The organism is Dactylosporangium sp. CA-139066 (assembly GCF_050936175.1).
Lineage (GTDB): Bacteria > Actinomycetota > Actinomycetes > Mycobacteriales > Micromonosporaceae > Dactylosporangium.
In genome coordinates this window covers 2,782,658-2,800,967 of sequence record NZ_JBNJNH010000001.1, presented here as the reverse complement: position 1 = coordinate 2,800,967, position 18,310 = coordinate 2,782,658, and the positions used below count along the sequence as shown (strand labels likewise).

Annotated in this window: 13 protein-coding genes; 5 read left to right on the top strand and 8 right to left on the bottom strand. The window is 74.7% G+C overall.

What is annotated here, in order from left to right; genetic code table 11:
* Window positions 1–6: 6 nt before the first annotated feature.
* Entirely contained in the window at window positions 7–1,140 is a 1,134-nt protein-coding gene (locus ACQEVU_RS12880; protein ID WP_433322977.1) for a glycosyltransferase family 4 protein, read from the top strand.
* Window positions 1,137–1,961: a PIG-L family deacetylase gene (locus tag ACQEVU_RS12875; protein ID WP_433322975.1), complete on the top strand. Its 825-nt coding sequence runs from the start codon at window positions 1,137–1,139 to the stop codon at window positions 1,959–1,961. Before ACQEVU_RS12880 ends, ACQEVU_RS12875 begins: the two co-directional genes overlap by 4 nt.
* Here ACQEVU_RS12875 and ACQEVU_RS12870 read toward each other — a convergent pair.
* The 3 genes from ACQEVU_RS12870 to ACQEVU_RS12860 are packed head-to-tail and all read right to left on the bottom strand — an operon-like array spanning window position 1,932 to window position 4,202.
* Window positions 1,932–3,164 (bottom strand): YncE family protein, encoded by a 1,233-nt coding sequence (locus ACQEVU_RS12870; protein WP_433322973.1) that lies wholly within the window; start codon window positions 3,162–3,164, stop codon window positions 1,932–1,934. The genes ACQEVU_RS12875 and ACQEVU_RS12870 overlap by 30 nt on opposite strands.
* Window positions 3,161–3,727 (bottom strand): polysaccharide deacetylase family protein, encoded by a 567-nt coding sequence (locus tag ACQEVU_RS12865; RefSeq protein ID WP_433322971.1) that lies wholly within the window; start codon window positions 3,725–3,727, stop codon window positions 3,161–3,163. The genes ACQEVU_RS12870 and ACQEVU_RS12865 overlap by 4 nt, the downstream gene beginning before the upstream one ends.
* 22 nt (window positions 3,728–3,749) lie before the next feature.
* Window positions 3,750–4,202 carry a phosphatase PAP2 family protein gene (locus tag ACQEVU_RS12860; protein WP_433334914.1) on the bottom strand — a complete coding sequence of 151 codons (453 nt, stop codon included), beginning with the start codon at window positions 4,200–4,202 and terminating at the stop codon, window positions 3,750–3,752.
* A gap of 464 nt (window positions 4,203–4,666) precedes the next feature.
* On the opposite strand from ACQEVU_RS12860, the gene ACQEVU_RS12855 reads away from it, so the two are divergent.
* From ACQEVU_RS12855 to ACQEVU_RS12845, 3 genes are all read left to right on the top strand, one after another.
* Window positions 4,667–5,353 carry a response regulator transcription factor gene (locus ACQEVU_RS12855; RefSeq protein WP_433322969.1) on the top strand — a complete coding sequence of 229 codons (687 nt, stop codon included), beginning with the start codon at window positions 4,667–4,669 and terminating at the stop codon, window positions 5,351–5,353.
* 1,145 nt (window positions 5,354–6,498) lie between these two features.
* Window positions 6,499–7,869: a ricin-type beta-trefoil lectin domain protein gene (locus tag ACQEVU_RS12850; RefSeq protein ID WP_433322967.1), complete on the top strand. Its 1,371-nt coding sequence runs from the start codon at window positions 6,499–6,501 to the stop codon at window positions 7,867–7,869.
* A gap of 102 nt (window positions 7,870–7,971) precedes the next feature.
* A complete protein-coding gene (locus tag ACQEVU_RS12845) occupies window positions 7,972–9,363 on the top strand; it encodes a cellulose binding domain-containing protein (protein ID WP_433322965.1) in 1,392 nt (463 codons plus the stop codon).
* Here ACQEVU_RS12845 and ACQEVU_RS12840 read toward each other — a convergent pair.
* From ACQEVU_RS12840 to ACQEVU_RS12820, 5 genes are all read right to left on the bottom strand, one after another.
* Window positions 9,344–9,580: a hypothetical protein gene (locus ACQEVU_RS12840; protein WP_433322963.1), complete on the bottom strand. Its 237-nt coding sequence runs from the start codon at window positions 9,578–9,580 to the stop codon at window positions 9,344–9,346. The genes ACQEVU_RS12845 and ACQEVU_RS12840 overlap by 20 nt on opposite strands.
* A 445-nt stretch (window positions 9,581–10,025) precedes the next feature.
* Window positions 10,026–13,616 (bottom strand): CHAT domain-containing protein, encoded by a 3,591-nt coding sequence (locus ACQEVU_RS12835; RefSeq protein ID WP_433322961.1) that lies wholly within the window; start codon window positions 13,614–13,616, stop codon window positions 10,026–10,028.
* Window positions 13,617–13,738: 122 nt separating this feature from the next.
* A complete protein-coding gene (locus tag ACQEVU_RS12830; RefSeq protein WP_433322959.1) occupies window positions 13,739–14,353 on the bottom strand; it encodes a hypothetical protein in 615 nt (204 codons plus the stop codon).
* A gap of 125 nt (window positions 14,354–14,478) precedes the next feature.
* Window positions 14,479–17,604: an ATP-binding protein gene (locus tag ACQEVU_RS12825; protein ID WP_433322957.1), complete on the bottom strand. Its 3,126-nt coding sequence runs from the start codon at window positions 17,602–17,604 to the stop codon at window positions 14,479–14,481.
* On the bottom strand, window positions 17,601–18,293 hold the full coding sequence (locus ACQEVU_RS12820) for a cysteine hydrolase family protein (protein WP_433322955.1): 693 nt from the start codon (window positions 18,291–18,293) through the stop codon (window positions 17,601–17,603). Before ACQEVU_RS12820 ends, ACQEVU_RS12825 begins: the two co-directional genes overlap by 4 nt.
* Window positions 18,294–18,310: the final 17 nt, after the last annotated feature.

The window sequence follows — 18,310 nt, the reverse complement described above, 5'->3', positions numbered from 1 at the left end:
CCGAGCATGCGCATCGCCCACGTCACCGACGTGTACCTCCCGCGCCTCGGCGGCGTCGAACTGCAGGTGCACGACCTGGCCACCCGCCAGTACACCGCCGGGCACGAGACCCTCGTGCTCACCACCACCGCGCCGCCCGCCGCCGAGGCGGCCGGGGTTCCCGTCCTGCGGGTCGGGCGCGACACGGTTGCCCTGGGCGCCGGGCCGTACCGCGCCTACGGCGCCCGGGCGCTGGCCGAGACGCTGCAGGCGCACGGCGTCGAGGCGGTGCACGCCCACGTCTCGGCGTTCTCGCCGCTGGCCTGGACCGCCGCCCGCCTCGCCGCGGCCGGCGGCCCGCCGACCGTCGTGTCGGTGCACTCGATGTGGCACGACATCGTCCCGCTGGTACGCCGCTTCGCCCGCTGGCAGGACGCCGCCGCCTGGCCCGTGCAGTGGGCCGCGGTCAGCAGCGCCGCCGCGTCCGCGGTCCGCGACGCGCTCGACGGCGCCCCCGTCGCCGTGCTGCCCAACGGCATCGACCCCGCCGCCTGGCTGCTGCCGCCCGCCGCGCCCGCGGCGGCCGTGCCGACCCTCATCAGCGTCATGCGGATGGTCCGGCGCAAGCGGCCGCGGGCGCTGCTGCGCACCCTGCTGGCGCTGCGCGAGAGCCACCCGGGCCGGTTCCGGGCCGTGCTCATCGGCGACGGCCCGCTGCTGCCGGGGCTGCGCCGCGAGATCGCCGCCGCCGGGGCCGGCCGCGACATCCAGCTCACCGGCGCGCTCGACCGCACCGCGATCCGGGCGCTGCTGTCGGCGGCCGACGTGTACGTCGCCCCGGCCCCGCGCGAGTCGTTCGGCATCGCCGCGCTGGAGGCCCGCAGCGCCGGCCTGCCGGTCGTGGCGCGGGCCGGCAGCGGCGTCGCCGACTTCATCCGCCACGGCGTTGAGGGCTGGCTGGTGTCCTCGGACGAGGAGCTGCGGGCCACGCTCGCCGGGCTGCTCGAGGACCCGGGCCGGGCGGCCGAGGTGGCGCGGCACAACCGGCTCGTGGCCCCGTGCGTACGGTGGGAGACCGTGCTCGACGCCGCCGACGCCCTCTACGCGCGGGCCGCCGCCTTCCTCGGCCACCCCCGGACCCGGCTCGGCGACCCGGCGTGAGCTACACCCTCGTCGCCTTCCACGCGCACCCGGACGACGAGACGCTGCTGACCGGCGGCACCCTTGCGCGGGCCGCGGCGGAGGGCCACCGGGTCGTGCTCGTCACCGCCACCCTCGGCGAGGCCGGGCTCGCCGCGGACGGCCCGGGCGCCGCGCTGGGCGAGCGGCGGCGCCGGGAGCTGCTCGGCGCCGCTTTCGCGCTCGGGTGCGCGCGCGTGGAGACCCTCGGCTACGCCGACTCGGGCCTGGCGCCCTCGGGCTCGGGCGGGCGGTTCGCCGACGTGCCCGTGGCGGAGGCGGCCGAGCGGCTCGCGGCGATCCTGCGCGCCGAACGGGCCGACGTGCTGACCGGGTACGACCCGCGCGGCGGGTACGGGCACCCGGACCACGTGCAGGTGCACCGGGTCGCCGCCGCGGCCGCGCGGCTGGCCGGCACGCCCGTGCTGCTCGAGGCGACCATCGACCGCGGGGCGCTGCGGCCGGTGCTCGCCGTGCTGCGCCTGGCCGGGCGGCTGCTGCCGTCGCTGCCCCTCGGGGGCGCCGCGACGGCGTTCACGGCGCGGCGCGACATCACGCATGTCGTGGACGTCCGGGAGTACCACATCCAGAAACGCGCGGCCATGCGCGCCCACGCGAGCCAGGCCGAGGGCGGCTCCGGCGTGCGCACCCTGGCGCTGCTGTCGCGGCTGCCCGGGCCGCTGTTCCGGGCCGTGGCCGGGCGCGAGTGGTTCGTCGAGACCGGCCGTGTCCCCGGCCCGAAACGGTCCGGGGACATCTTCGACAGCCTCCGGCTACCGCAGGATTCCCGTGTGACCCAGTGAGTAGCGGCCCGGCTGGGGCCAGATGCACAGCCCGTGCGGCTGGGTGCCGACCTTGATCCTGGCCAGCAGGTGGCCGTCGGTCGTGGACAGCGCGTACACCTCGCCGTTGTACCGGCCGGACAGCCACAGCACCGTGCCGTCGGCCGACACGCCGCCCATGTCGGGGCTGCCGCCGCCGGGGATCTTCCACTTCGCGGCGAGCTGGCCGGTGGCGAAGTCGAGCAGCGACACCGAGCCCTCGCCGCGGTTGGCGATGTAGAGGTACTTCGAGTCGCGGCTGACGTAGAGCCCGTGCGCGCCGGCGCCGGTGGGCAGGAACGTGCGCACCTTGAACTGGTCGCCGTCGAGGACCCACACGCCGGAGGTCTGCATGTCGGCGACGTACCAGGTGCCGCCGTCCGGGGAGATCTTGACGTCCTGCGGCATGGCGTGGTCGCGGGGCAGGTGCAGCTGGCCGATGACCTCCTGCTTCGCCACGTCGACCTTGATGAGGTCGCCGGAGAACTCGCAGGTGGCGATGAAGTACCGGCCGTCGGGCGAGAAGTCGGCGTGGTTGACGCCGGAGCACTGCACGGTCAGCTCGCGCACGATCGCCATGGTGTGCGGGTCGCGGAACACGATCTTGTGCCGCGCCTCGGACATGACCATCGCGTACCTGCCGTCGGGCGTGAAGTACAGGTTGTACGGGTCGTCGACCGGCACCGCCTTGCCGAACGTCCCCGTCGCCGGGTCGATCGGCACGAGCGAGTTGCCGGTGTTGTTGTTCACCCACAGCGTGCGCAGGTCCCACGACGGCACCACGTGCTGCGGCCCGCCGCCGACCTTGACCGTCTCCATGACCTTGAACGTCGCCGGGTCGATGATCGACACGGTGTTGCTGCCGAGGTTGGGCACGTAGATGCGCGGCAGGTCGTTGCGGACCTTGTCGGCGAAGGCGTTGGGGCGGTCGGCCGCGTACACGTCGTGCGGGTCGAGCAGCGGCGGCATGCCCGGCAGGCCCGGCCCGGGGGTGGTGTTCGCGCTGCCGGACGGCAGCGGGCCGGAGCTCATGCCCGGCATGCCGGTCATGTTGGCCGGTGCGTTGTCGTCGCCGGGGCCGGCCGGGTGCTCGGGCTCGGCCTTGGCCGAGGAGCAGGCCGCGACCAGGGTGCCGATCAGCACCAGGACGGCGACGATCCGGCCGGTCACATGTCGAACGGTCACGTAAGAAGCTCCGTAGCGGTGACGGGGCGCAGGCCGCGGTCGTGCAGGCCGGCGAGGAGTTTCGGCATTGCGGAGACTGTGCCCGCGTGTCCGAAGTGGAGACTGACGATGGAGCCGTTGCGCACGCCCTGGAGCGTAGTGCGCACGATGGCGTCCGCGCCGGGGTCCGTGTAGTCCAGCGAGTCGATGTCGTATGACAGACAGGTCGCGTAGCCGGCCCGGGCGGCCTGGGCCCGGATCCGCGGGGTGCTGCGCTGGGTCTGCGACGGCCGGAACCAGCGCCCGATCGAGCCGCTCACGTCGCGCAGGGCGGCCGCGCAGCCGGCGATCTCGGCGTACGCGCGGTCGTCGTTCATCGCCTTGATATCGGCGTGGTTGAGGGTGTGGTTGCCCAGCTCGTGCCCGTCGGCGAGGACCCGGCGGGCCAGCTCCGGCTGCTGGTGCAGCCACACGCCGACGGCCAGCACGGTCACCTTCACCTTCGCCGCCGCCAGGGCGTCGAGCAGCCCGCCGACCACGCCCGGCTCGCCCTGCCCGTGAAAGGTCAGCGCGACCGCCGGCACGTCCCGCGGCCCGCTGTCGACCTCAGGCGGCAGCGGCCGCGAGCTTCCGGCGGCGCTCGGCGACGGGCTCGCCCCGGCGCCCGGCGGTGAGCTCGGCGCGCCGCTCGGAGGTTGGTTCGGGGCCGCCGCCGGTTTGTCCGCCGGGGCGTCGCAGCCGCCAAGCGCCGCGACGCCGGCCGCCAGGAGCAGGGTCCGCCGGTGCAATGGTGTGGTCCTTTCGCCGGATGAGGGGTGACAGGCCGAGCACGACGGTGGCGCCGAGCAGCCAGCCGGCGAGCACGTCGGTCGGCCAGTGGGCGACGAGCAGCACGCGGCTCAGCCCGACCAGGACGGGCCACGCGACGCCGACCACCACGAGCGCCCGCCGGGCCCGCGGTCCGCGCAGCAACGTGAGGCCGACCGCGATCGCGGCGCCGGCGGCGAGCGTGGAGGAGGTCGTGTGCCCGGACGGGAACGAGTCGCCGTACGACGCGATGAGCCGGTGGGCCCGGGCGCGGGCGCGCGATCAGGTACAGCATCGCCAGCCGGACGCCGGTGCCGACGAGCCCGACCGCCAGCACGTACGCCGCGGCGGCCCACCACCGCAGCGCCGCCGGCGCGACGAGCCCGGCGACGAACAGCAGGCGTATCGTGGCGGAGTCGCCGCTGTGCGTCACCGCGGCCGCCACGGCGCGGAATCCGTCGTGGCCGGCGGTGAACCGGCCCGCGGCCGCGCTCACGGCCGCGTCGGCCCGCTCCAGCGCGGGCGCCCGCATCGCGACGGCGACGGCGAGGACGGCGAGGACGAGCGCGACCGTCCCGGCGAGGGCCTGGCGGGTCGATGGCACACATCATGGTGGCCCGGCGATGCTGAAAACTCGCCGAACGCCGCGCCATCCTCAGGATGGATTCAGGATTGCTCTGTGACGCTGTGGTCACGCGAATGGGGGTCGGTCGACGGTGCGGGTGCTGGTGGTCGAGGACGAGGTGAACCTCGCCGAAACGATCCGGGACGGGCTCGGGGTCGAGGGTTTCACGGTGGACCTCGTGCACACCGGCGTCGACGGCCTGTGGGCGGCCACCGAGACGCCGTACGGTGCGTACGACGCGCTGATCCTCGACATCATGCTGCCCGGCCTGTCGGGTTATGAGGTGTGCCGGCAGCTGCGGGAGCGCGAGGTGTGGACGCCGGTGCTCATGCTCACCGCGAAGGACGGCGAGTACGACCAGGCGGACGCCTTCGACCTCGGCGCCGATGACTACCTCACCAAGCCGTTCTCGTTCGTGGTCCTCGTCGCCCGGCTGCGCGCGCTGATCCGCCGGGGCGCGCCGCAGCGTCCGGTCGTGCTGAGCGCCGGCGACCTGCGCCTGGACCCGGTGCAGCGGCGCGTCACGCGCGGCACCGACGAGATCTCGGTGACGGCGCGGGAGTTCGCGCTGCTGGAGTTCATGCTGCGCCACCCGGGCGACGTGCTGAGCCGGACGGCGATCATCGAGAATGTGTGGGACGCCCACTTCGACGGGGACCCGAACATTGTCGAGGTGTACGTCGGGTATCTGCGCAAGAAGATCGACCATCCGTACAGCCGTACGGCTATCCGCACTGTGCGGGGCGCCGGCTACCGCCTGGACCCCGACGGCGGCTGACGTTCATCGCGGCTCCGCCGGTTCGCCCGGCCGCGCGGCTGGGCCAGCGCCAGGCCCCCCGCCGTCGCAGATCCGGTTCGCCCGGGCCGCACGGCTGGCGCAACGCCCGACCTCCCGCCATCACAGCTCCGCCGGTTCGCCCAAGCCGCACGGCTGGGCCAACGCCCGACCTGCCGCCATCGCAGCTCCGCCGGTTCGCCGGGCCGCACGGCTGGCGCAACGCCCGACCTCCCGCCATCGCAGGTCCCCACCGCCCGACTGCCCGCCTGCCCGCGGCTGCAGAGGTTTGTGAGTGTGCACTGACTTACAACCGGCGACCCTCGGACGTCCGTTTGTAAGTTCGCACTGACTTACAAGCCCGCTGCGCGACTCTCCGGCCGTTCGTTTGTCAGTCCACATTGACTTACCCGCCGGCCAGCGCCAGCCCCAGACCGGAGTTTGTCCGTCCACACTGACTTACCTGATGGCCAGCGCCGGCCCCGAACCGCGCGGCTTGTCAGTCCGCACTGACTTACATGCCGACCAGCGTCCGACGCGGGCCACAGTTTGTAAGTGCGCACTGACTTACACGCCAGGCAGCGCTGGGCGCAGAGCGCGGCTTGTCAGTCCGCACTGACTTCCATGCCGACCAGCGTCCGACGCGGGCCACAGTTTGTAAGTGCGCACTGACTTACACGCCAGGCAGCGCTGGGCGCAGAGCGCGGCTTGTCAGTCCGCACTGACTTCCATGCCGACCAGCGTCCGACGCGGGCCACAGTTTGTAAGTGCGCACTGACTTACACGCCAGGCAGCGCTGGGCGCAGAGCGCGGCTTGTCAGTCCGCACTGACTTACAGACCTGGGGTGACAGCACTCCCAGTGCAGGTTGTAAGTGTGCACTGACTTACATCACGAAGCGTGCTGGTCCGAAATGTGGTGAGAGTCGACGGGTGTAGTCGAGTGCGGTTATGAGCGGGTTCGGGTGGAGCGCGGGGCGCCCGGCATCCGGAGGGGCCGAAACCGACACGGGGCACACAGTTTCGGCACTATTGACAACTATCTTTTCAGTCAGCGACCATGCTGAGAGCGCTCTCACGTCCGCCACGTGGGGGTTGAACAGGCATGTCCCACCTCCCCCGCCCACGCTTGAGAAGGGGCACAATCGCTGTGGAAAGACAACACAAACCCACATGGCTGCGAGGCCGGGCGCGGACCGCGCTGCTGGCCGCGGCCGGCGGTGTCGTCGTCATCGCCGCCTCCGTTGCCGTGCTGCCCGACGCCGGGGCCTCGGTGCCGGCCACGCCCGCCGGGTGGACCCAGATCTTCGCCGACGACTTCAACGGCGCCGCCGGCACCGGCGTCAACACCGGCAACTGGCTCTACGACCTCGGCCACGGCTACCCCGGCGGCGCCGGCAACTGGGGCACCGGCGAAATCGAAAACATGACCAACAGCACCGCCAACGTCTACCAGGACGGCGCCGGCAACCTCGCCATCAAACCCATCCGCGACGGCGCCGGCAACTGGACCAGCGGCCGCATCGAAACCCAGCGCACCGACCTCACCGCCCCCGCCGGCGGCAAACTGCGCCTGGAAGCCCGCCTGCAACAACCCAACGTCAACACCGGAAACGGCGCCGGATACTGGCCCGCGTTCTGGGCCCTCGGCGCCGCCGCCCGCGGCACCGGCGCATCCGGCTGGCCCGGCATCGGCGAGATCGACATCATGGAAGACATCAACGGCCGCAGCTCCGAATTCGGCACCCTGCACTGCGGCACCTCACCCGGCGGACCCTGCAACGAAACCACCGGCATCGGCAGCGGCGAACGCGCCTGCAGCGGCTGCCAGACCGGCTTCCACACCTACGCCGTCGAACAGGACCGCAGCACCTCACCCGAGCAGATCCGCTGGTACCTCGACGGCAACAACTTCTTCACCGTCAACGCCAACCAGGTCGACGCCACCACCTGGAACAACGCCACCCACCACGGGTTCTTCATCATCCTCAACGTCGCCATCGGCGGCGGCTTCCCCGACGCGTTCGGCGGCGGACCCAACGGCTCCACCATCTCCGGCCAGCCGATGCTCGTCGACTACGTCGCGGCGTACACCAGCGGTGGTGGCGGCGGTGGCACGACGCCGCCCCCGTCCGGCGGCAAGGCGATCAAGGGCCCCGGCGGCCTGTGCCTCGACGTCCGCTCGTCCGGCACCGCCAACGGCACCCCGGTGCAGATCTACACCTGCAACGGCACCGGCGCGCAGCAGTGGACGTACGTCGAGGCCGGCACCACCCTGCACGCGCTGGGCAAGTGCCTGGACATCCCGGGCGGCTCCACGGCCAACGGCGCGAAGCTGCAACTGTGGGACTGCAACAACACCGCGGCCCAGGTGTTCATCCACCGCTCCGACAACACCTACTACAACCCGCAGGCCAACAAGTGCATGGACGACCCGAACGGTTCGACGACCTCGGGCACCCAGGTGCAGATCTGGGACTGCAACGGCTCCGGCGCGCAGAAGTTCACCCTGCCGCAGTAGGCAAGTAGGCACGTGGAAGTTTCGCGGACCGGCCGCTGGTCGGTGCCGCACCGGGCCGCCCGCGATTGACGCGCGGGCGGCCCGGCCCCGAATGTCCGGGGCATGACCGCTCGCCTTGGGCAACCCCGTGCACGCCACGCGCGAAGTGGCAGTGCCCTGTGGCCCCGCCTGGCCGTACCGGCGATCGCCGCGGCCGGTGCCGCCCTCATCGTGCTGGCCCTGCAGCCTCAGGCGCAGGCCACGGTTCCGGAGCCGACGACGCCGGTGACCGGCAACGCGACCTACTTCGACGGGCTCGGCTCACCCTACGGCGGCTGCGGGCTGCCCCAGGCGGAGCTGGAGACGCAGAATTTCGTCGCGCTCAACGTCTTCGACACCCCCGGCGACGGCACGTTCTACCCGCGGCCGCTGTCCGCCGCGCAGGCCGACAAGATGGGGATCTGGAACAACGGCCACAACTGCGGCCGCTGGGTCCGGGTGAAGATCGGCGACTACTGCACCGGCACCAACGACGGCGCGCTCGGCCAGCCGTTCTGCCGCAACGGGGCGTGGACGACCGACGCGTACAACGACGGCACCCTCGACATGCTCGTCGCCGACAGCTGCGGCGACTCCAACGCCTGGTGCCGCGACGACAAGTACCACCTGGACCTGTCCAAGGACTCGCTGAACCGGTTCGTGAAGAACGGCGCGCCGATGACGGACCTGTACCCGTCGCACTGGAACAACCGGCACGTCTCGTGGCAGTTCATCTCCGCGCCGTCGTACACCGGCGACATCAAGATCGGGTTCCTCTCCGGCGCGCAGCGGTGGTGGCCGGCGATCGCCGTGTCGCGGCTGCCCAACGGCGTGCACGGCGTGGAGTACTTCGCCGACGGCGCCTGGAAGGCCGCCACGATGAACGGCGACATGGGCCAGTCGTTCATCATCGGCGGCACGACGTCGGGCGCCACCGACTTCCGCATCCGGGTGCGCGACTCCGCCGACGCCCTGCTGTTCAACGGCCGCGAGTACTCCTTCTCGCTGCCCTCGGCGTGCTCGTCGCAGTGCAGCGCGGCCTACACCGCGGCCACCTACACCACCACCAGCACGAGCCCCGGCACGAGCGCGAGCCCCAGCAAGAGCCCGAGCGCGAGCGCCAGCCCGAGCCCGAGCAGGAGCCCGAGCGCCAGCCCGAGCTCGAGCACGAGCGCCGGCGGGTGCACGGCGACGGTGACGACGACCAGCTCGTGGGGCACGGGCTACCAGGCCGACGTGACCGTGCGCAACAACGGCACGGCCGCGTCGACCCGCTGGACGGTGAAGTTCACGTTCGCCGGCACGCAGACCCTCGCCAACAGCTGGAACGCCACCGTCACCCAGTCCGGAGCCCAGGTGACGGCGACCAACGCGTCCTACAACGGCGTCATACCGGGCGGCGGCAGCACCAGCTTCGGCTTCGTCGCCAACGGCGCGAGCCAGCCGGTGACCGGCGTCAGCTGTTCCCTGGCATGACAATCCCCCTGGCCGCCGCGGCCGCTACCGCGGCGGCCAGGGCCGCCTCCGGGGTCCCGGCGATGCCCGCGCCCCACTCCTGCCAGCCCTCGCCGCGGCAGTACGCGTAGGCGGCCACCATCCCGGGCCGCCCGTCCACGGCGTGGTGCTCCGCGGCCAGCACCTCGCCGCCGGGAGCGCCGTCGCGCATGAACTCGGCGCGGAAGACGTCCCACACGCCGTCCGCGGTGAGCTCGCCGCCGTTCGCCGCATCTCGACCATGAGCCGGAAGCCGCGCAGCTTGCGCTCGGCGTCCATCGGCTCGGCCAGGGCCTGGTTGCCGTCGCGCAGGTCGACGGGGACCCACAGGGGCGCCCGGGTCAGCCGCCGCGCGGGCCATTGCCGATCCGGCAGGTGTACGTCCACCCGCTCGTGGGCGGGCCGGTAGCGATGGAACGGCATGGCGCTGCCGCGCTGCGGATTCCACTGTGGAGCGTCGGCGGGCACGGCGCCCGACGGGGTGACGACGGCGGGATGGTGACGCATGATCTCGGCTCCTTGCCGGTCGAGGATGGATCGACCGGCGCAGCACGATCAGCCCCCACGGCGGGGAGCCGGTCGGATCAGGCCCCGCCGTGGCGGCTGAGGAGCAGCGCCACGAACTGCGTCATGGCGGCAAGCTATCACACACGCGGCTCGATGAGGGCCCGCGCGGCCTCGCGGCGACGGCGGGCCCGCGTGTGCTGGCCCACAGCGTCGTCGAGGTCCGCGATCCGCTCGAGCACCGCCGCCTGCGCCGCCGGCGCGGTCGCGTCCTCGGGGTCGAGGGCGGCGCGGCGGCGCCGGCTGGACAGGGCCTGCCGGTAGTACGCGCGGGCCTCGGACGGCTCGCCCGCGCCGGCCAGCCACGCGGCGAGGCGCTCGCGGGCCTCGGCGAGGTCGCGGTGCAGGGAGCCGTCGCGCGGGTGCCGGTGGGCGAGCAGCTCGGCGACCTCCTCGGCCCGCTCGAGGTGGCCGCGCACCTCCTCGGGGCGCCCGGTCGCGGCGGCGTGGTCGGCCGCGCGGCGCAGGGCGGTGGCGAGGTCGCGCTGGACGTCGAGGCCGTCGGGGTCGGCGTCGGCCAGGCGCTGCGCCCCGGCGAGGGCGGCCGCGACGTGCGTGCCGGCGCAGGCCGGGTCGCCGGCGGCGAGGTCGAGCTCGCCGAGGCGCCACTGGCCGGCGATCGCCCGGCGCTGGTGGTCGACGTTGCCGGGGTCGGCCGTGGTGAGCCGCTCGGCGAGGCCGGCCGCCTCGGTGGCCAGCGCCCGGTACGCCTCGAGGTCCGCCACCCCGGTGAGGTCCGCGAGGGCCCCGAGGCAGTCGAAGAGGTGGGCGAGCAGCGGCTGGCTCTGGCCGTCGCCGGCCAGCGCGCGCCAGATCTCGAGGGCCTCGTCGTGACGCTGCCGGGCCGCGGCCGGGTCGCCGGTCCCACGGTGTACCGCGGCGAGCAGGTCGAGGCCGGCGGCGAGGTCGCCGCGCGAGCGCACGTCGGACGGGTCGGCGCCGAGGATGGCGCGGCGGATGCGCACGCCCTGGTCGGCGGCCTCCCGGGCCCGGGCGAGCTCGGTGTCGGCCAGCGCGACCTCGGCGATCTTGAGGTGGCTGTAGGCGACGTTGCGGCGGTACTGCACGTCGTCGTCCGCCGCGGCCAGCTCGAGGTCGACGGCGAGGGCCCGCTCGTAGCGGCGGCGCGCGTCGGCCAGGCGCCCGAGGCGGTGCAGCAGCCGGCCCTGGCGGTCCAGCGCGGAGCTGAGCGCGATCGCCGCGTCGGCGTCCTGCGGCGCCGCGGCGGCCGCGCGCTCGGCCCGGGCCAGGATCTCCTCGCCCTTCTCGGCGGCCGCGGCGGTACTGCCGGTGGTCTCCAGCGCGTCCCGCTCGCGGCCGATCAGCTCCAGGTACGCCGGGTGGTCGGCCGGGAAGCCCGGCGTGACCTCGCCGAGGAACGCGGCGACGGACAGCTCCCCGCCGAGCTTGGGCACCACGGCGAGGGCGAACTCGGCGAGGTCGTCGACGCGGTCGGCGGCCCGCAGGTGGTACACGGCCTCGGTGACGGTCTGGAAGCCGGCCCGGCCGGCCTCGACGATCCGCCGGCCCGCCGCGGCGGCGCGCACGTGGCGCTCCTCGAGGCGCTCCGGGTGCCGCTCGGCGAGGGCCTCGCGCAGCCACGGCTCGACCGCGGACCCGTCCTCGCCGGCCCCGGCGAGCGTGAGGTCGCGCAGCCGCCCGAGGTGGCCCGCCATCGCCGCGGTGTCCTCGGCCGCCGGTTCCCGGTCGTGTACCGCGAACGCGAGGTCCTCGGCGCCGACCGCGATGCGCGACACGGCGAGCTGCAGCAGGGCGGCGAGCTCGTCGCCGGTCAGCAGGTCGAGCAGCTCGGCCAGGAGCACGTCGCGGGCGCCGAGCGCGATCGCCTCGCGCGTCGCGTCGCAGGCGTCGCGCCGGCCGGGTTCGCTCGGCGAGCCCAGGGCGCGCAGCCGCGCGGTCACCTCGGGCAGGCGGGCGCCGCCGTGCACGAGGGCGTCGACGAACTCGAGCAGCCGCGGGTGCCCGCCGACCGCCGTGACGACCGCCTCGGCGTCCTCGGCGGCCAGCTCCCGCAGGCCCGGCATGCGCAGCAGCAGGCGGCGCAGCTCGGCGTCGGACAGCGGCGGTACCTCCACCCGGGCCAGCGGCGGCTCGCCCGGCACCGGGTAGCGGCTGGTCACCAGGATCTTGCCGCGCTCGGCCGCGGCGGCCAGCGCCGCGAACACCTCGCCGAAGCCGGGGTCGAGGAAGTCGCCGCCGCCCACGGTCAGGTTCTGCTCGAAGTCGTCGAAGACCAGCAGCACCCGCCGGGTGCGCAGCGCCTCGGCGATCGCGGCCGGGGCCTCGGTCTCGCCGCCGTCGCCGAGGTCGACGCCGGCGGCGGCCAGGTCGGCGAGCAGGCCCGGCGGGTTCCAGGCGCCGGCGTGCACGACGATCGCCCACGGGTCGTCGACGTCGTCGCGCAGCCGCGTGACGACCCGGCCGGCCAGCGCCGTCTTGCCGATGCCGGCCGGGCCGGTGAGCGCGACGCCGCCCGCGAGCGGGGCGCCGGCGATCTCGTCGCGCAGCGTCTGGGTGACGATGCGCAGCACACCGCGGCGCCCGACGAGGTCGCCGAGCAGGAGCTGGCGCACGCCGTCGCCGGTGGGCAGCTCGGTCGGGTTGGACAGCGGGACCGCCGGTGCGGCCGGGTCCCACAGCGGGCCGTCGGAGGCGGCGAAGAGCGCCGGGATCGCGTACTCGGGGCGGCGGGCCGGCTCATCGCGTACCGCAGCATCGAACATGGCGGCGCGGGCCACGGCGACGGCCGCGGCGACCGGGACCCCCGGCTCGGCCAGGCCCCGGTAGACGGCCGTGAGCAGACCGGTGGCGTAGCGGTCGGTCACGGAGGTCTGCATGGCCAGGACCCGGTCGGCGCCGTGGCGCAGCAGGGTGACGGCCAGACCCGCGTCCGCGTCGGCCGCCCCGCCGCAGCTGGACAGCACGATGAGCGGCAGCGGACGGCCCGCGCGGCGCAGGGCCCGCACGAGATCCTCGGCGCTGACGAACACGGCGTTGCCGTCGCGGTCCTCGAGCTCCACACCGTACGGCGAGCCGTGCGCCGACAGGTGCAGCACGTGGTAGGCGTCGCGCCGCAGCGCCTCGGCGATCTCGGCCGCCCCCGCGACCTCGAGAATCGTGATCTCGGCGGTCGCCACGCGGCCCACGACGGACACGATGGCCTGCATCTCGGCCTCGATGTCCAGCGGCGGGTTCTCGGTCCGCTCGGGCGCGCCCACGGCGACGAGAATCTTCAGCGGACCGGGCGTCGGCGGATGATCGGCGGCCGGCACGCCGTGGACGGCCCGGGTGAGCCGCACGCCGTCGACGGTGGCCAGGACGCGCTGGTCGGCGAGGCGCAGCAGCTCGTACGGCAGCTCGTGCGCCGGCCCGTCCCCTGCCACGACCACGTCCAGCACCGTGCCCGGCGCGGCGTCGGTCAGGAGCGCGGTGAGCCGGTCGAGGGCGTCGTCGTCGAACAGCGCCGCGGACAGCCGGGCACCGAGACGGGCCAGGCGGCCCTCGGCGCCGGGGCGGTCGAGCAGCGTCCAGACCTCGTCGCGGCCGAACGGGAGCGGCTCGTTGCGCTCGCACAGGACCGTGCCGGTGAGGGTGACGGTGGACCGCAACCGGCCGTTGTCGAGGCGGACATCGATGCGGAGGTCTGGCATGGGCGACATCATGTCAGGCGCCCCGTCCAGGCTCGTTGCTTGCCGCCCTGCTGCGGGCCGTTGTGGCCCGACACGGCCGCGTCCGGCGCCACCCCCGGGCGCCGGACGCAGCAGAGAGAGGCTTACGGCAGCGGAGCCTTCGGCAGCGACGGCACCGAGTTGAACGCCTGCACGCCGGCCTCGTTGTCACCGTCGAACGGCGTCACCGGGCTGTCGGCGCCGAGGCAGAAGTCGTCGTCCTTCGGGTCGGCGAACCACATGCCGACGTGGTTGAGCTCCTTGCGCACCCGGTCCTTGCCCACGATCGTCGAGGAGAACGCCTCCTCGACGATGAGCTTCAGCTCGGTCTTGCCGTTGCCGTACTTGTCGGTGTTGACGTCGCCGATGTACTCCGCGGCGCCGAACGGCGAGGCCGGGACCTCGAGCAGGAACACCGTGAACGACGTGTTGGCGGGGGCGCCGGACAGCTTCACGTCCATGACGTCGAAGCCCTTGGCGTCGGTCTCCAGCGCGACGGCCACGTCGACCTTGACCTTCGGCATGCACTTGGCGAGCTTGTCGCTGCTCGGCGCGAGCTTGAACCGCACGACGTTCTTCGCCGTGGAGGTGTAGTCGCCGACCTTGTCGAAGTCGGGGGCGGCGGACTTCGCGTCGTTGTACATGTTGACGCCGGCGAACACGGCCGCGCCCGCCAGCGCGCCGGCGGCCAGGGTCGCGAGGCCCTTGACGATACCCATGATGGTTTCCCTTCCCTTCGGGGTTCCGCGGCGCCTGCCGCCGCCGGACACCTCGATTCACGGGGCGGCCCCAAGGGCCGTTCACCTGCGGCGATGTCGCCACAGCGACACAGATCCGGTGAACCTCAGGCGCGGTCGCGCACGAGGCGCAGCGCCTCGGCCCGCAGGGCGTCCGGCTCCAGGGCCGCGTACGCCGAGACCGCCTCGGCGTAGGCCGGCCCGTCGGCGTGTTCGGCGGCGGCGCGGGCCCGGGCCGGGGACATCGTCGGCTGGAAGCCGCGCAGGAACCGCATCCGCTCGGCGAGGGCGATCATCCGGGCCGCGGCGGCCGGGCCGGCGCCGGACATGGCGAGGGCGAGCAGCACGGCGCCGCAGACCGGGAACTCCACCAGGTACGCCGGCCGGCGCGCCGCCGGCCGGGTGAGCATGGTGACGAGCTTGGCCTCGAGCTCCTCGACGACGCCGGCGACGGGACCGAGCCGGCCGTGGCGGGCGTGGGCGACGACGGCCGCCGACTGCGCCTCGATGGTCTCGGGGGCGAAGCCGGGCGGATCCATCCGGTACGCCGGGGTCTCGCTCGTGCGGATCCGCTCCACGGCCCGTCGCCACAGGTGCAGCCCGCCGTCGACGTCGCCGCGGGCGAGCCGGATCTCGGCCCGCACGCCGAGATCGAGCAGGTGGGTGCCGGCGGTGTCGGCGGCCGAGCCGAGCGCGGCCCGCTCCAGCCAGTGCTCGGCCTCGTCCAGCGCGCCGGTGCGCAGGCTCGCCAGGGCGATCGCCCACTCGATCGGCGGCATCGCGGTGCGCAGGTCGAGGGCCTCGATCACGCCGAGGGCGGCGCGGAAGTGGCGGCGGGCCTCGTCGGGGCGCTCCAGGGCCAGGCACAGCTCGCCGACGCGGGAGTGGGCGAGCACCACGGTCCACGGCGTGCGCCCGGGCGCGTCGCCGGGCTCGAGCATGCGCCTGGCGAAGGTGAGCGCGGACTCGAGGTCGGCCTCGTTCTCGTACACGAAGCTGGCGAACCCCCGCGCCACCCCGGCCAGCAGCGGCTCGGGCCGCTCGCACAGGGCCAGCAGCCGGGCGTGGCCGGCGCCGAACACCTCGCGGGTCTGCAGCAGCACGGCGGCGACGGCGCGCACCACGGAGTCGGGCGGGGCAGCCGGCAGCCGGCGCAGCGTCACGAGCGAGCGGGTCGCGCGCGGGCCCTGCAGGATGTACACGATCGCGGTCAGCAGCGTGGCCGCGGTCCGGGTCACCTCGACCAGCGCCGGCTCGGGCCGGTAGTGCGACAGCAGCGCCGCGGCGCCCATGAGGACCGGCAGCCGGGTCTGGCCGGGCTCGACGACCCAGAGGCTGGCCAGCACCGCGGCGCTCGCCGCGCCGGCCGGGCGGTCGCCGCGCTCGATCGCCAGGCGCAGCGCGAAGACGAGGTTGTCCTGCTCGGCCCGCACCAGCCGGACCGTCGGGGCCGGGTCGGCGCCGAGCGGCTCACGGTGGTGGGCGGTGCCGAAGTCGCGGGCCCAGGCCAGCAGCCGGGCCTCGGCGGCGGCGGTCTCACCGGCCGCGTCGCGCCGCCGCGCGCTGAACGCGCGGACCGTCTCCAGCATCCGGAACCGGGTGCCGGCGGGGGTGTCGACGACCGACAGGAGCGATTGGTTCACCAGGTGCTCGATGTGGAGTACGACATCAGGGGTTGCCAGCACGTGACCGGCCGCGGCGGCGGTGAAGCCGCCCGGGAACAGCGACAGCGCGCGCATGGCGGCCTGCCCGTGCGCGTCCAGCAGGTTCCAGCTCCACTCGACGACGGCGTGCAGGGTGTGGTGGCGCTCGGGCGCGTCGCGGGCCCCGCCGTGCAGCAGCGCGAAGCGGTCGCCGAGCCCGCGCTCGATCTCGGCCACCGACATGACCCGGGTCCGGGCGGCGGCGAGCTCGATCGCCAGGGGCAGGCCGTCGAGGTGGGCGACGAGCCGCTCGACGTCGCCGGCGGGGAGCTCGGCCCGCGGCCGGGCGGCCCTGGCCCGCCGGCGGAACAGCTCGGCGGCGGTGGCGGGGTCGAGCTCCGGCAGCGGGTACACCCACTCCGAGGACAGCCCCAGCGGCGCGCGGCTGGTCGCCAGGACGCGCAGCTGCGGCGTGAGCGCGACGAGCGCCCCGACGAGCTCGGCCGCGCCGGCCAGGACGTGCTCGCAGTTGTCGAGGATGAGCAGCGCCGGCCCGGAGCCGAGGGCCTGCGCGATGCCGGCGTGGACCTGGGCGGGCGGCGCGCCGGCGGCCGCGCCGATGCCGAGCGCGGCGGCGACCGCCCCGGCGACGTCGGCGTCGGCGTCCAGCCCGGCCAGCGCGACGAAGTACACGGCCGGCTGCTCGGCGCGCCGCCCGATCGCCTGCGCGAGGCGGGTCTTGCCGAGGCCGCCGGCGCCGGTCACGGACGTGAGCCGGGCGGTGCGCAGCAGGCCCAGCACGGCGGCGATGTCGTCGTCGCGGCCGAGCAGCGCGTTGGGCTCCTGGGCGACGCCGTGGCGCACCGCCGGCGCCTGGCCGCGCAGCAGCCGCCGCTGCAGCTCCTGCACGGCGGGCCCGGGGTCGGTGCCGAGCTCGTCGCGCAGCGCCCGGCGGTAGCGCTCGTAGCGCTGCAGCGCCGCCGACGGCCCGGCGTTCGCGGCCTCGCAGCGCAGCAGCTCGAGCAGGACCTCCTCGTCGAGGGGCCGCTCGGCGGCGAGGGCGGTGAGGGCGTCGAGGGCCTCGGCGGGCCGTTCCCGGCGTGACTGGGCGAGCGCGCGGGCGCGGATCAGCGTCCGGTACGTCCCGGCGCGCTCCCGCCGCAGCTCCGCCAGCGCGTCGGCGCCGGCCTCGTCCCCGGGCGGGGACTCCCACAGCGCCAGGCCGGCCTCGGCGTGCTCGAGGGCGGCGGCGTGGTCGCCGGCCCGGGCGTGCCGGGCGCTCGCGGCGGCGCGCACGACCGCGGCGGCCGCGTCGACCTGGTCGTCGCCCAGCGCCAGGCGGTACCCGTTCGGGGTGCTCACGATCACGTCGGCGCCGAGCTGCGCGCGGGCCCGGAACACGAGCACCTGCAGCGCCTTGGCCGGGTGCTCCGGCTGCCTGCCGGGCCAGACGCCCTCGACGAGCCAGCCGGTGCTGCAGCCGGAGCGCAGCTCGCGGGCCAGGAGCGCGAGCAGGTCGTGCAGGCGGGCGCCGGTCACGGCCCGGCCGCGGAAGGCGACCCGGCGCAGCAGTGTCAGCTCGGACGTCACCGCCGCACGGCGGCGGCGATCACGGCCGCCGGGGCGTGCAGGGCGCCGATGCGGGCGGCCTCCTCGAGGTGGCGGCCGTCGACGCCGGAGATGGCGTCGGCCGCGGCGACGACCCGGAAGTCGCGCTCGCTCGCCCCGAAGATCGCCGCGCGCGGGCAGTTGGGGAAGTTGCACCCGGCCACGACGACGGTCGTCACGCCCCGCTCGCGCAGGAAGTCCTCGAGCCCGGTGCGGTGGAACGCGCCCCAGCGCGGCTTCCACATCGCCCACTCCCCCGGCCCGAGCGGCTGAAATCCGCCCTTGAGCAGCGCGTCCGCGTCCACGCCGGGCGCGCCGGGCGGCACGATCTGCGGCGCCGGCTCGGCCCCGGGGGTGCCCGGCCGGGCGATCGGCGCGCCGCCGTCGAGCAGCGTGCGGCGGGCCAGGTCGACGTCCGGCCCGTCGTGCAGGCGCACCACGTGCACGATCGGCCGGCCCGCGGCCCGGAACGCGGCGACGAGCCCGGCCATCGCCGGCAGGACGGCCGCCGTGCCGGCGACCGGCATCGCCCCGCCCTCGATGAAGTCCACCTGGGTGTCGATGGTCAGCAGCGCCGCCCGGTCCCACTCGGGGCGCAGCCATTCGTCCGCGGCGAGCGCGGCCGGCTCGACACCTGGGTTTGTGGGCAACGGGTTTGTGTGCAAGACCATGCCGGAATCATGCCGTA